The organism is Paenibacillus sp. Y930 (genome assembly GCF_056786375.1).
In genome coordinates, this window is record NZ_JBXCIX010000001.1 from 1,100,269 (window position 1) to 1,114,138 (window position 13,870).

11 protein-coding genes and 1 pseudogene are annotated in these 13,870 nt (G+C 38.2%); 1 reads left to right on the forward strand and 11 read right to left on the reverse strand.

What is annotated here, in order from left to right; all coding sequences use genetic code 11:
• Nucleotides 1–136: 136 nt before the first annotated feature.
• The gene (locus AC1TO5_RS05215) at nucleotides 137–1,147 is read left to right on the forward strand and encodes a zinc-dependent alcohol dehydrogenase family protein (RefSeq protein ID WP_482061831.1); all 1,011 of its coding nucleotides are present in this window, start codon (nucleotides 137–139) and stop codon (nucleotides 1,145–1,147) included.
• 75 nt (nucleotides 1,148–1,222) lie between these two features.
• Here the strand turns inward: AC1TO5_RS05215 and AC1TO5_RS05220 are convergent, their stop codons facing one another.
• The 11 genes and pseudogenes from AC1TO5_RS05220 to AC1TO5_RS05270 all read right to left on the reverse strand — a co-directional run bounded on the left by AC1TO5_RS05220 (nucleotide 1,223) and on the right by AC1TO5_RS05270 (nucleotide 13,845).
• A complete protein-coding gene (locus tag AC1TO5_RS05220; RefSeq protein ID WP_482061703.1) occupies nucleotides 1,223–2,008 on the reverse strand; it encodes a DeoR/GlpR family DNA-binding transcription regulator in 786 nt (261 codons plus the stop codon).
• Nucleotides 2,009–2,130: 122 nt separating this feature from the next.
• Nucleotides 2,131–3,174: a galactitol-1-phosphate 5-dehydrogenase gene (locus AC1TO5_RS05225; RefSeq protein WP_482061704.1), complete on the reverse strand. Its 1,044-nt coding sequence runs from the start codon at nucleotides 3,172–3,174 to the stop codon at nucleotides 2,131–2,133.
• Nucleotide 3,175: 1 nt separating this feature from the next.
• Nucleotides 3,176–3,466: pseudogene (locus AC1TO5_RS05230) on the reverse strand (hypothetical protein); the annotation flags it as partial.
• A 74-nt stretch (nucleotides 3,467–3,540) separates the two neighbouring features.
• The gene (locus AC1TO5_RS05235) at nucleotides 3,541–4,395 is read right to left on the reverse strand and encodes a class II fructose-bisphosphate aldolase (RefSeq protein WP_482061705.1); all 855 of its coding nucleotides are present in this window, start codon (nucleotides 4,393–4,395) and stop codon (nucleotides 3,541–3,543) included.
• Nucleotides 4,396–4,587: 192 nt separating this feature from the next.
• Nucleotides 4,588–5,313 carry a glycerophosphodiester phosphodiesterase gene (locus tag AC1TO5_RS05240; RefSeq protein ID WP_482061706.1) on the reverse strand — a complete coding sequence of 242 codons (726 nt, stop codon included), beginning with the start codon at nucleotides 5,311–5,313 and terminating at the stop codon, nucleotides 4,588–4,590.
• Between the two features lie 44 nt (nucleotides 5,314–5,357).
• On the reverse strand, nucleotides 5,358–6,695 hold the full coding sequence (locus AC1TO5_RS05245; RefSeq protein WP_482061707.1) for an ABC transporter substrate-binding protein: 1,338 nt from the start codon (nucleotides 6,693–6,695) through the stop codon (nucleotides 5,358–5,360).
• A gap of 43 nt (nucleotides 6,696–6,738) precedes the next feature.
• A complete protein-coding gene (locus AC1TO5_RS05250; RefSeq protein ID WP_482061708.1) occupies nucleotides 6,739–7,569 on the reverse strand; it encodes a carbohydrate ABC transporter permease in 831 nt (276 codons plus the stop codon).
• A 22-nt stretch (nucleotides 7,570–7,591) separates the two neighbouring features.
• A complete protein-coding gene (locus tag AC1TO5_RS05255; protein ID WP_482061709.1) occupies nucleotides 7,592–8,476 on the reverse strand; it encodes a carbohydrate ABC transporter permease in 885 nt (294 codons plus the stop codon).
• Nucleotides 8,469–9,521, reverse strand: a complete 1,053-nt coding sequence (locus AC1TO5_RS05260; RefSeq protein WP_482061710.1) for an ABC transporter ATP-binding protein — start codon at nucleotides 9,519–9,521, stop codon at nucleotides 8,469–8,471. The genes AC1TO5_RS05255 and AC1TO5_RS05260 overlap by 8 nt, the downstream gene beginning before the upstream one ends.
• A 512-nt stretch (nucleotides 9,522–10,033) precedes the next feature.
• A complete protein-coding gene (locus AC1TO5_RS05265; RefSeq protein WP_482061711.1) occupies nucleotides 10,034–12,559 on the reverse strand; it encodes an AAA family ATPase in 2,526 nt (841 codons plus the stop codon).
• Between the two features lie 323 nt (nucleotides 12,560–12,882).
• On the reverse strand, nucleotides 12,883–13,845 hold the full coding sequence (locus AC1TO5_RS05270; RefSeq protein ID WP_482061832.1) for an NAD(P)-dependent alcohol dehydrogenase: 963 nt from the start codon (nucleotides 13,843–13,845) through the stop codon (nucleotides 12,883–12,885).
• Nucleotides 13,846–13,870: the final 25 nt, after the last annotated feature.

Here is a 13,870-nt window from a genome sequence, read left to right on the forward strand (position 1 = left end):
TCTCCCCATTTCGATCACGATACTAATCGAAAATCAAAATAGGTTAGTCTAAAATGCTTACTTTATCAACCTTCATTCATGTAAAGTTATTGTTAACACATACCGTAATTATAAGGAGGTTATTCTGTTGAATACAATGAAAGCACTTGTTATAGATTCTCCCTTGCACGCTAGTGTCCAAGAAGTTCCCTATCCTTCACCAGGTAAAAGTGAAGTTACTATAAAAGTTGAACGTGTAGGTATTTGTGGTACAGATATCCACATCTATAAAGGGGAATTTTTAGCAAGCTACCCTCTAATTCCAGGACATGAATTTTCAGGCTTAATTCATGAAGTAGGTGAAGCAGTTACAGGATATACAATAGGGGATCGCGTAACTGCTGAGCCAAATATCAATTGCGGTCAGTGCACTTATTGCTTAACGGATCGCGGTAATCACTGTGATAACTGGAATGCTACTGGCGTTACACTTAATGGAGCTATGGCTGAATATGTTGTCGTACCTGTCCAAAATGTATTTAAAATTCCTGATACAATGAACTACGGAGTAGCAGCATTCATTGAGCCTATAGCATGTGTAGTACATAGTATGAATCGTCTGAAGCCACAGATAGGTGATCGTACAATGTTATTCGGTGCTGGGGCAATGGGTCAGCAACTCATTCAAGCACTTGCTCATACAGGTGTGTCTGAACTTGTTGTCGTTGATATCTCTCAAGATAAGCTTGATCTGGCCAAGCAATGGGGAGCAACTACGACAATCCTTAGCAAAGATATCGATTTCTATTTAACTAGTGAAAACTATGCTCGTGGATTTGATATTGTTGTTGATGCAACAGGAATTCCAGCTGTTATTGAACAAGCATTAAGTTACCTAGGGCCTACAGGAAAATATTTGCAATTCGGAGTAACTGCTCAAGACTGTAAAATTAGCATTAGCCCCTTTAATCTATATAAAATGGATTGGACATTATTCGGTTCTATGGCTACTAATCATACGTTCTATCCAGCATTGAATTGGGTGAAGGAAAATCGAATTCAATTAGAACATTTAATAACTAAAGTGGTTTCTTTAGAGGATGTACCGGCATTATTTGCAGAAGGCCTAACTTCAAATGATCTTAAAGTACAAATACAACTTGCTTAAATTTCTCACTCTAATCAATAGAGCCCTCATATCATTTAAGATAATGAAGGCTCTATTGATTATGTCTTGCTATAACTACGCAATGAGTACTTGTATGCCCATCTCTCGCAGTTTGTTTACAACATCGGTTGGTGCTTTTTCATCTGTGATCACGATATCGATTTGATCGAGTTGACTGATACGATAAAAAGCAACATTATTAAATTTACTATGATCTGCTAATAACACAACTTGCTTAGCACTTGAGATTAATTTACGAACAATGCCTGCTTCATCCATACTAGGAGTTGTTAATCCTTGCTCTATACTAAGGCCATTGGTTCCAATAAAAGCATATTCACAGTATAGACCATCCAAGGATCTCTCAGCAGCCTCACCTATAAGTGCAAACGTATTAGGTCTAATATTTCCACCTGTTAAGAAAATTTTATTCTCTGATGAGGTCATAAAACTTGTAGCAACATTTATAGCATTGGTAACAATAGTCATTCCAGTGCGATCTCTTATTTCTCGTACTAAATGACCTACTGTAGTTCCTGTTGATAAGACAATCGTCGTGTTATTTTGAATAAGTTTTGCGGCTTCTGATGCAATTCGAGATTTTTCTTCATTTAATTTATCTTCTTTCTCCATAAAAGAAGGTTCATTAAAAAGATGATCATTCAAAACAGCACCACCATGACTGCGCAATAACATACCGTCACGTTCAAGCTTTTCCAAATCTTTTCGTATAGTCACTTCAGATACAAATAATTCATCACTTAAAAAGGAGACATCTACATGTTTATGCATTTTTAAGTAATCGACGATATATTGATGTCTCTCAATATTTCTCAATCTTCTACTTCCGTCACTATTCATTTAATAACCTCACCACAGTATATTTACAATTCCATTTGTTTTGATTACTTTCATTAATTATAATTCAGAAATTATAAAAAGCAATTCAAAACATGACGAATATAGTTAAATACAGTGAATCTCTACAGAAACTTAAATATTACCTTCCCTTTTACAAATCCTGGAACTCGATACAAATCAAACGCCTCATTTATTTGCTCTATTGTATACTCTTTGAAAATCATATCTTTAAAGTTTAATAGACCTTTATTGAGAAATTGCAATGTTAATTCCCATTCATCACCAGGGAATGGAGCACTATAGGACATCCATGAACCACTAAGCATAAATTCTTTACGATTCAACAACTCAAATTGCTTATGATTAAAAGTGATATCTCTAGATGGAGTACCAATAAAGCAAACTTTCCCTTTATTAGCAACGAGTTCAAAAGACTGCTTCATGGTTACATCCGATCCCGCAGCCTCTAATACGATGCCAAAGCCTTTATCATTCGTAGCAACTTTCAATATATTCTCAAATCCTACTTTTGACGTATTAATAAGATAATCTGCTCCAAATGTTCGAGCAATCTCCAACCGCTCATCATCAATATCAAATATAGTTATATCTCTTGCTCCTAATATTTTTGCCCATTGTAAAGCTAGTAAACCTATCGTTCCAGCACCAAGAATTGCAACATGCTCTCCTCCTTGATACTGAATATGTCGAAGAGCATGTAAAGCTACAGTAGATGGCTCTACAAGAGCAGCTTCTTCAAAGCTAACCTGTTCATCAAAAATAACGGCATTTTGTTCTGGAATGACTACATATTCCGCCCAGCTACCGTTGACCCTAGAACCTACAAATGAATAATGTTTACATTGGGCAAAGTTACCTTTATTACAATCATCGCAATGATGGCATGGTTTTAACGGGGCACCGACTACCCTGTCACCTACCTTCACTCGTGAGACTTCTTCGCCGACTTGCTCAACTATTCCTGAAAATTCATGGCCAAGTACAATTGGATAATGATTGGCAGCATCGCCCATAACTCTTGGAAGGTCCGAACCACAAATACCCGTTACTTTTACCTTTACAAGTATATCTCGTCCCCCTATTAAAGGAGTCTCAATTTCCTCTACCCTAATATCGTTTGGCGCATATAATATTGCAGCTCTCACGTCACTCACCATCCAATCTCAAAAATAAATCCTTTAATCTTTCGTACAATTTGATATAAATACTATAACCATTTGAATACACGGAATAATGGTTAGCATTAGGAATATACTCTCGTTGAATTCGTACCGTTCTCTGTACAGCTTCCTCAAAACTCTTATAAATTCCGGTGCCTACACCGATTCCTTTAATAAGTGATGGATCAATGCCAGTAACGTGGAACATTTCCTGTAAATTAGCAATAACCGCCTGCCACCACTCCTCGGGATTCTGCTCTGCATACACGGATTGAGGATAATAGGTCGGATATCAATACCTATTAAATATTCATGCACCATAACTTAGCTCATTCCTCTCAACAGCAATACTTATGCTTTTCGGATACAGCCAGCCATTCTCATCTTATCTATAGCCATTTGCTTAACAGCTTGTTTGGCAGCAACCATATAAGAACGTGGATCAAGTTCTGATGGATTCGTTAGGAATGATTCTTGAAGAGTAAGAGAGAACGCATTTTTCAATTCTGTAGCAACATTCACCTTTGCCATTCCAAGCGCTACACATCTCTTCACCTGAGCTTCTGGAATACCTGATCCACCATGAAGTACTAATGGAATATCTACTAATTGGGATATCGATTCAATTCTATTAAAATCAATATTTGGCTCTCCTTTATAAATACCATGAGCCGTTCCAATAGCTGGAGCTAATGTAGACACTCCTGTTAATTCAACAAAACGTAAACATTCATTTGGATCAGCTAAAGTAGCTTGATCATCAGCAACATGGATATCGTCCTCTACTCCTCCAACCTTACCAAGCTCAGCTTCCACATTAACACCAAGGACATTGGCTATCTCAACAACCTTCTTAGTCATTGCGACATTTCTCTCAAATGGATGCATAGACTGATCAATCATGATGGAAGTATATCCTGCCTGCATACATTTCAATATAAGATCGTAATCCTGGCAATGATCCAAATGGAGCGCAATTGGAATATTAGCTTGTTTGGCCGCAGTTCTTGCAGCTCCGACAATATATTCAATTCCAAGATGCTTCACCGTACCTACTGTTGTTTGTAGAATAAGTGGTGAACGACTTTCCTCAGCTGCTTCAACGACCGCTTGCAGCATCTCTAATGTATGTATATTAAAAGCTACAATTCCATAACCTTGCTTTCTAGCTTCGACTAATAATGGTGTAGATGAAACCAATGCCATATTAAAGCGCTTCCCTTCACTTTATATTTCGTTTACTTTCGTATAAGTTGCGTTTATCCATTAATTTTATTCGTATAGCTTTGTTTTGTCAATCTTTAACTTTCTAATTATTTCCCCCCAAAAAATAATGAAACAAAAAAAGCGGGAAGGTTTCCCCTTCTCGCTTTTTAGTAAGAGCAATTTGATAGTCTTCTACGCTCGCTTAATTTCAGGATGCTCTCTATAGAAATCAGCCCAAAGCTCCAATTGATTCGTAGTAATCAAAGAGTAAGGAAACTGCTTTGCAATAAACTCCATATCTTCGATCGTATCTACTTGCCAAGGACAAACTTCGATTCCATTCTCGATCATCATATTCGCATATTCTTCAGTTAACATTTTCGTAGGCACACCTAACGCCTCGCAACGATACTCTTTGAGCCATGGGAAGATGCTCGGTAATGCATTGCTAGACGTTGTACCAATTCGAACATCGGCACTTAGATGTCTAACACGTTGTAAGCTGAAAAAGTCGAAACTGATAACAAGCGCTTGATCAAAGGTATCGGTCTTCTTTAACACATCTAGCATTTTTTGCTCTAATCCTGGATACAAGTTTCCAGCCTGCTTTAATTCCACCATCACATTTGTTTTTCCACGTAAAAGTTGCATCGTTTCTTCGAATGTAGGGATCGTTTCGATTTCTTTAATTTTGATTGCCTTCAGTTCAGCTAACGTAAAATCTTTAACTTTACCGACGCGATCACCCATTCTATCTACAGTATAATCATGAATAACAACGGGAACACCATCTTTACTTAACTGAATGTCAAGTTCGACATAGTTATAACCCAAGTTAACAGCAGCTTGAAAAGCTGACAATGTATTTTCCGGATAATTTACGGGATCCCCGCGATGTGCGATACCTCTGATCTGCATAGTGGATGTCTCCTTCATCTATTATAATCTTTATACTGCTAACACTACTCTTGCAGCAGTTTTGTAGCTTCTTTTTTGAATCCTTCAATTGTTGTAGTAACATCTTCATCATCATACATGATTGCTTCGATTGCTTTCATTAATACTTGGTCAACCGCTGCAAAAGCAGCAGAATTGTTTGTGTCAGCAGCATAATTTAATTGGTCAAACGCCACTATGCGGGCAGGAACTGCTTCCAATGCCGCTTTCATTTCTGCTGATTCTATCATTGAATGCATAAATGGAACATAACCTGAACTGATAACAAATTGCAAGCCACCTTGTGGGTCATTAAACACCCAGTTCAAGAAATCCCATGCTGCCTCTTTATTTTTAGAATCTTTGAACATTACTAAGTTTGCACCACCTGTTGGAGCAGCAAAACGTTCTTTTGCAGGTAAGAATGCAGTTACATAGTCAAAGTCAACTACTCCAGCAAATTTCCCGATAACTCCAGTAGATTCCATAATCATACCCAATTGGCCACTAGAGAACATCGATGCAATAATAGTACCCCCATCTGTATTTGGTGGGTAGTAAAGAGCTCCTGTACTTTGCATATCTTTCATAAATTCAAAAGCTACTGTTGCTTCACCATCAAATCCAAGAGCTGTACCTTCTTCATTAAATAATCCTGCGCCTTGTTGTGTGATCATAGCAGTGGGATACCAGCTTGCATATCCCATGGAATAACCATAACGTTTATATTCATTACCCTCTTTAATAACTAGTGCATTAGCAACTTTATCTAGCTCATCCCAAGTTGTTGGAACAGCAAGCCCCATTTCATCTAACATTGTTTTATTAACATGTAGAATTGGTGTAGAACGGTTAAATGGTAGTGCGTTCAGTTCACCATTAAATTTCACATTACCTAGTAATCCTTCAATAAAATTATCTTCACTCATGCCAGTGCTTTCAAGCCATGGATAGAAATCTTCAACAACTTCAGCTTCTGCTAGCAATGGAATAAAACCACGCTCAACCATAGAAATATCTGGTGCTGTACCAGCAGGTACTGCTTGTTGAACTTTAGTTAATGTATCTTGATAATTACCTTGGAACGTTGCAACAACTTCAACATTGTCTTGTGATGCATTGTACGCAGCTACCATAGTATCAATATATTCACCATTATTACCACCCATGGAATGCCAAAATTGCACAACGCTTTTACCTGTAGGTTTTTTCGTACCATCTGTAGCCGTCGATCCACCAGCATTGTTTGTTGGTTTCGATTCGTTCACATTTTTCGTATTACCAGAATTGTTAGAGCATGCCGCCAGTACAACAGTTAATAACAACATCATCAATATTAGTGATTTAGTAACTTTCTTCTTCAAATTAAACTCCTCCATTTTGTTTGTTATATTATAAAGAAATTAATCACTTAATTCCTGAATAAACGAATGCTTTAACGATTTGTTTGGAGCAGAACAGATAGACAATAAGTATAGGTAGTACAAGCACTACGTTACCTGCCATAATGATATGCCAGTTACTTATCCCTTCTGTAGAACGTAACATCGCAATACCTATCGTTAATGGTCTTACTCCAATAGAGTCAGTCATAACTAAAGGCCAGAAGTAGTCATTCCAATGGCTCACAAAGCTGAATAGAGCTATCGTGGCTAATGCTGGAACAGACATCGGCACCATAATTCTCATCATAATCTTAAATTCATTGGCATTATCTAATCTAGCTGACTCTATCGTTTCATTCGGGATTTGCATAAAATATTGACGTAATAAGAAAATACCAAATGCATTAGCTAGAAATGGAATAATTTGAGGTAATAATGTGTTAATGAGTCCCCAATCGGCCATCATCAAGTACACTGGAATAAAAGTAACTTGGCCAGGAATCATAAATGCAAGTAATACTAAGGCAAATAGAAGATTCGATCCCTTAAACCTATATTTAGCGAACGCATATGATGCAGGGATCATAACGATAAATTGCGCAAGAATAATACTTATCGTTACAATTACTGAGTTTTTTGCATAAGTAAGAAAAGGACCGGATTTCATTGCATTTGCAAAATTTCCCCATTCCAAACCAGATGGTAAAAACTTTGGAGGAAAGACCATCGTTTCATTTATCGTCTTAAATGCCGTCATAATCATCCATAAAAACGGGAAGATAAAGATAATTAATACTGCTAATTTAAGTGCGATATCTATGCCTGATTTCACATAATGCCATTTCAAATTCATTGTATTCTTCCTTTCTTCGTTTTTATTGATAATGAACTTTTTTAGATAGCATTTGGAAGTAAACAACGGTCAATAATGCAATAATAGCCATCAGTATAATCCCTGTTGCAGACGCATATCCCAAGTTATTAGATCTATACTCAAAAATATGGAATACTAATGTTGACGTAGAGCCGTTAGGTCCACCATTGGTCATAATCTTAACGGTATCAAATACTTTGAACGAACCAATGGTCATAATGATAAGAATGAAAAATAGCTGCGGAGAAATCATTGGTAACGTAATTTTGAAAAAGGTTTTAATGCGACTTGCATTATCAAGTGCTGCAGCTTCATATATGGTTGGTGAAACACTTTGTAATGCTGCAACAATAATTAATGTGTAGTAGCCCACGTTATGCCACAATGAAACTATAATAATGGACATCATCGATGTTTCAGAGCTTTGTAGCCATGTGGATGGCGGTAAGCCCAATGTTTTTAAGACAAAATTCAGTACACCATAACTTGGATCCATTAATAGCATCCACACTAACGCAATAGAAACGATTGATATAATATGCGGAGTAAATAGACCTGCTTGTAATAACGTACTAATCTTTGACCCTTTTTTGAAGTTAATCCATACCGCGAGTATTAGTGCAAGAACAATGGTTAACACTACAATCGTTACGGTATAAAAAACTGTATTAGATAGAGATTGATAGAATTCAGCCTTAGAAAATAGCTGTTCATAGTTATCTAATCCTATAAATTTACTTTTCGCTGGATTCAACAAATTATATTTGAACAAACTCAACCGAAATAAATAGATAACGGGATAAATGACAAAACATAGGATTGCAAGCATCGCCGGTAGAACCATCACATATGGACGCATGGCTACCCATATTTTTCTTTTATTCATTGCGTTCTCCTTTCAATAGATCCATGTATGATTGAAACTTCGCATCCTTTTTCAGAATACGTTGCTCTTGTTCATCGAATAAGTACATTTTTTCTTCCTGAACCCCTACGTACACCTCTTCATCTACCACATAGAGGTCTTCGTAACATTTAATCATAAAGGAATATTTATCGTTCCTCACAGTGTAGATGGTTTCAGAGCCGAGCATTTCTCTAGTTGTGATCATCCCTTTATATTGGAACCATAGATTAGTAGATTCGCGAGAAATCACTGCTGTTTCTGGTCTAAAACCAAATGAAATTGGTCCTTTTCCTATTGAAGAAGTATTCATTGGTGGAACACCGACAAACTGTGCCGTGAACATATTATTGGGCTCATTATAGATCAATTCTGGTGCAGCTTCTTGTTGGATTTCCCCTTTATTCATAAGTACAATTGTATCCGCCATAGACATCGCTTCTACTTGATCATGCGTCACATATACAAATGTAGTTCCAAGTTTCTTATGTAGTTCGATTAATTCAATACGCATTTGTACTCTAAGCTTAGCATCAAGATTAGACAATGGTTCATCCATTAGAAATACAGACGGTTGTTTCACCATCGCTCTGGCTAAAGCTACGCGCTGTCTTTGTCCACCCGAAAGCGTAGATGGTTTTCGGTCTAGGTATTCACTCAAACCTACTGTTTCACTAATACTTTCAATGAGCTCTTTCCGTTTTTCCGCAGCAACCTTATTATTTTTCAATCCAAATTCTATGTTTTCACGAACGGACATCGTAGGATAAATCGCATAGTTTTGGAATACCATTGCCACTCCACGTTGACCAGGTGAAATTTCTGTAACATCTTTGCCATTTATTAACACAGACCCTGAAGTTTGAGGATCAAGTCCAGCTATCATACGTAGTAACGTTGTTTTCCCACAACCAGATGGACCTACCAAAACTGTAAACTTTCCATCCTCTATCATTAAATCCAAATTTTTAATGACCGTGCTATCACCAAATGATTTTGTAACCTGCTTAAATTCGATAGACGCCAATTTTAGTCCCTCCTAGTATTTATTAATAAAAAGTAAATGTTTTTGACTTGTTTGATATCGCTTTCATTTTCGGACCCAATTGTTGGTTAATCATAACAAGAATATTTTGCTATTCACTGTTCCTTTACATTTCATTAACTTTCGATTAGTTTTGTTTACTTCACAATGTTATTTCACTTTCTTTCCCTTGTCAATATCAACATCTGCCTTTTTAGATGATTTCTAATGAATTTACACAATTTTATTATTCTCACTTTCTCAAACGAAACTAGCTAAATTAGCCTACTATTACTTTACATTCTTAACTAACCATTTAATATACATTGCCAATGGTTTAATATACAGTACCGATAGGTAAGATTGCTAGTTATTGGCATGAAATTAATAACACACTATGCCGCAATGTAATTATTCCTTTTCGCAACAACAAATAAGACAATATCATCAAACGTTCCTCGGGATGCGTTTAATGATATTGTCTTATTAAAGTTTTATAGCTATTGTTCTAATATTTATTGCACATCATCATCAACGATAAACTTCTCATTAAGGCTTGTATTACGTCTTAGGTTGCGAAATGTAGCTATGGCGTGGGCAATTGCATTCGATTGACCGATCACGCAGCTGAAATCTTTTGCTCTTGTGTATCCCGTATAGAAAATACTATTATCTAGCATATTGTAGTTTTCCATCATGACCACCATCAATACAGCTGGCCATTGTGAGCCCTGTGATTTGTGAATCGTCATCGCGTAGCAATGATCCAGCTCATCGAATTGGTTCATATACTTCACATAGCCATCTTCATAGCGAACGACGATAACATACTCTTCTTCATCCTGTTGTTGATTGACCTGATAAATTTCTTCGATTACGCCGCATTCACCATTTGTAATGCCAACTAACTTACTGTTCTCCTCGTAGCTATTGGAGCTCGATTTCGTATACCATTTCATCTGATAGTTGTTAGCGGTATGAATCACCTTATCTCCAGATTTAAAGTATAACGGTATTTCTTCTGCTTCGTCGCTGCCACTTATTTGCTTAACTATCTTTCTATTCTCAACCTTTATGCCTTCTTCGCTAGCATTAAATGCTTGCTGAATCATCCAGTTCATCACATACGTACCGACCTCACCTTTACGCTGAGGACATAATACTTGAATATCTTCGATAGACATATCTCGTGTTGCAAGTAGTCTATCAATCGAACGGATAACGGTATGCTGCACCTTTTCGGATTCATTCTGATAGATAACATAGGCATCTAATGTGTCTGCACTTGTATCGATCATCTCACCTTGAATGATTTTATTCGCATTTACGATAATACCTGAATCCTGCGCTTGCCGTTTCACGACATCCAATGTAATCACAGGAATCACTTCGCTGCTAATCAAGTCATGAAGTACATTGCCCGCTCCAACACTCGGTAATTGCTTCGTATCTCCCATAAATATCACTTTACAATGAGGTGGGATCGCGCTGAATAGATGCTTGGCAAGCACGATATCTAACATTGAGCTTTCATCTAAGACGAGACAGTCAATATCCAAGGGTAGCTTCTCATTATGTTCGAATCCACCATCTGGCTTGAATTTGAGCCCACGATGAATCGTCGTGCATTCCCGCCCCGTTGCTTTTGCAGCTACTTTAGATGCTTTGCCAGTAGGAGCAAACACCTTGACGCGGAATGGCATATTCCGCTGTTCATATTGCATTTCCAATAGTGCGAGAATGACTTTAAGCGTAAACGTCTTCCCGCAGCCAGCACTTCCATTCAAAATATACATTCCGCCTGTTTGTTCCGTAAAACTGTTAACAGCTTCTGCCTGCTTACTTTCCAAATGCAATTGATTAGCCTGCAAATACGACTGTATATCCCCTTCAGTATCGTCAAAGGGAATCGTAGGATGAAGCAGTATCCGTAAAATTTTAGCCGCCACGATAAGCTCAGATTGATACACCTCTGGCAAATAAATTCGTTCATCTGACTCAACAAGCTTCATTCCCTCGATTAATCGTTGAATGTGATTATTAATCGACTCTATCTCAAACGAAAGCACTGTAAAACGATGCTTTTGCTTCAGCTGGTAGTTTCCTTCTGCTCTGTATCGCGCGTACTGTACTGATACCGCATCATAATCAAGCGCATAGCTGTTACCACTTAATTGATACACAATGGTCGCTTGCCCAGCGTATTGACTAAGCAGTTGCTCCATTTCTACTACTGTTAGCTGAACATCTAACGTAGCCTTGACCCGCTGTAGAAGCTCCGCTCGCATTAGGAAACAATGTCCTTCTTGCGATGCCTCTCGTAGTACATAACGAATAGCCGCAAGCATCCGACTTCTCCCCGTAAGATCAAACCCTAACTCTTTTGCAATTTGATCGCATCGGCGAAAGCCAAAACCCTTCACCAAACGGATTAAAGTATACGGATTTTTCTCAATAACATGATCGACCTCTTGCCCTAGCTCCTTAATTAACCGCTTTGCTTGATTAAGCGTCATGCCCCAATTCATTAATCGGGCTAGCAAATCATAGTTACCGTCGAGTACTTTAATTTGCTGACTCCAGCTCTCGACCAGCTTCATGCCTATACCAGATATCTCATTAGCGATCCGCTCGGGATCATTCATTAAAATATCAACAACTTCCAATCCATACGTATCATAAAGTAGCTCTGCTCGCTTCTTTAACCCTTTCAAGCTTTGCAGAAAAACAATAACACCCTCTGGCGTCGTCGGCTTTTCAATTTTGATAAAGTCAATCTTTATTTGCTTACTATTTTTATATAAAGTCACAGCACCTTCAATAAGATAAGACTGTCCCTCTTGCAGGGCAAACGGAATATCTCCTGAAATGGTAAATGTTTTTTTCTTATCTTCGATGCATACATAAGCTCCATAGCTTGCTTCCTCATCAAAAAACACTTCTCCATATACCGTCACCTTGCGCTTAATTTTCTGGTTCACTTCCAGCTCTTCAAGCCAGTCAGGAAGTGTTTGTTTTGTAAGTCTTGATGGCCATGCCATGGGTTCACCTTCTTTAATGGATAGTTCATAGTAAATTATCGGTGAATTACTACTACATGTCTATAGGGAGTTATGTTGCAGGAGACTTTATTCAACGCCAATTCGTTTTCCATATACAATATAAGTCCAACTTATATCTGCCAGCAGTATATCTTCGCATGAAAAAACCTCCCGATTAGGGAGGCTACAGATTATTATTTCTTAATATCTCTATCTAATCAGTCATTACAAATACTTTATCGCCAATTGCAAATTGATGAAGCCAAGAGGGGATTCGAACCCCCGCCCACTGCGCTGCCAGCGAAGTAATCTCCCAGACTAAGCTAAGCTTCATGCTCAATGACTACATTGCCCTTCTTATGTCCTAGCTCCACATACCGATGAGCTTCTACCATGGCCGTCAGTGGATAGCTTCTGTCTATGACTGCCACATAATGGCCCTTCTCGATAAGCTCTTTAATATAGAGAAGATCCTCTTTCTTCTCTTGAGCCAGACCCGACAGTACCTTCACTCGCTTTGTTTTGTCGTTCCATGTTCCTCTCAACATATCTGCTAAGCCTGCCGCACCTAGAATTAATCTTCCTTCGTTCTGAACCAATCTCTTGCATTGCGAAAAAGGGAGTTTATTTACCGTCTCAAACACAACATCATATCGCTTTGTATGGCGGGTGAAATCTTCTTTTGTATAGTCTATAACATGATCCGCTCCAAGGGATTGCACTAAAGATGTATTAGCTGAACTACATACAGCAGTCACTTCAGCGCCGCTAGCCTTAGCAAATTGGACGGCAGCCGAACCTACAGCCCCTGATGCGCCGTAAATTAGAACTGTTTCTCCTTTTTGAAGTTGTGCTTTGTTCAGAAAATGTAGGGCAGTCATTGCTCCGAAAGGAACTGCAGCCGCTTGGGCAAAATCCATATTTTTCGGAATAACAGCAACACAGCCGTTCTCAGGCACGCATATATATTCGCCATATGCTCCCATTGCCATCCCTGTCATCCCAAATACTTTATCGCCAATTGCAAATTGATGAACCTGGGAATCAATCTTTTCAACTGTCCCTGCAAACACACCGCCCAATATCGGTAGTCTCGGCTTTGTCAAACCGAAAGCAAGTCTGACCGCCCAAGGTTCTGCTTTACGCAAACGCAAATCTGCTGAGTTGACTGCAGTTGCTTGAACGCGAATGAGCAGCTGCTTCTCCTTAGGTAAAGGCTGTTCAACCTCTTGGAGTTGGAGTACGTCCGGCGGTCCATACTTAGTGCAAACAATAGCTTTCATCATTTTCAATGGATTCCCTCCCAATCTA

What these genes read in the sequence shown, in the direction of transcription:
- AC1TO5_RS05215 (WP_482061831.1), top strand. Translation starts at nt 137, where the DNA reads ATGAAAGCACTTGTTATAGATTCTCCCTTGCACGCTAGTGTCCAAGAA.
- AC1TO5_RS05220 (WP_482061703.1), bottom strand. Translation starts at nt 2,008, where the DNA reads ATGAATAGTGACGGAAGTAGAAGATTGAGAAATATTGAGAGACATCAA.
- AC1TO5_RS05235 (WP_482061705.1), bottom strand. Translation starts at nt 4,395, where the DNA reads ATGGCATTGGTTTCATCTACACCATTATTAGTCGAAGCTAGAAAGCAA.
- AC1TO5_RS05240 (WP_482061706.1), bottom strand. Translation starts at nt 5,313, where the DNA reads ATGCAGATCAGAGGTATCGCACATCGCGGGGATCCCGTAAATTATCCG.
- AC1TO5_RS05250 (WP_482061708.1), bottom strand. Translation starts at nt 7,569, where the DNA reads ATGAATTTGAAATGGCATTATGTGAAATCAGGCATAGATATCGCACTT.
- AC1TO5_RS05255 (WP_482061709.1), bottom strand. Translation starts at nt 8,476, where the DNA reads ATGAATAAAAGAAAAATATGGGTAGCCATGCGTCCATATGTGATGGTT.
- AC1TO5_RS05265 (WP_482061711.1), bottom strand. Translation starts at nt 12,559, where the DNA reads ATGGCATGGCCATCAAGACTTACAAAACAAACACTTCCTGACTGGCTT.
- AC1TO5_RS05270 (WP_482061832.1), bottom strand. Translation starts at nt 13,845, where the DNA reads ATGATGAAAGCTATTGTTTGCACTAAGTATGGACCGCCGGACGTACTC.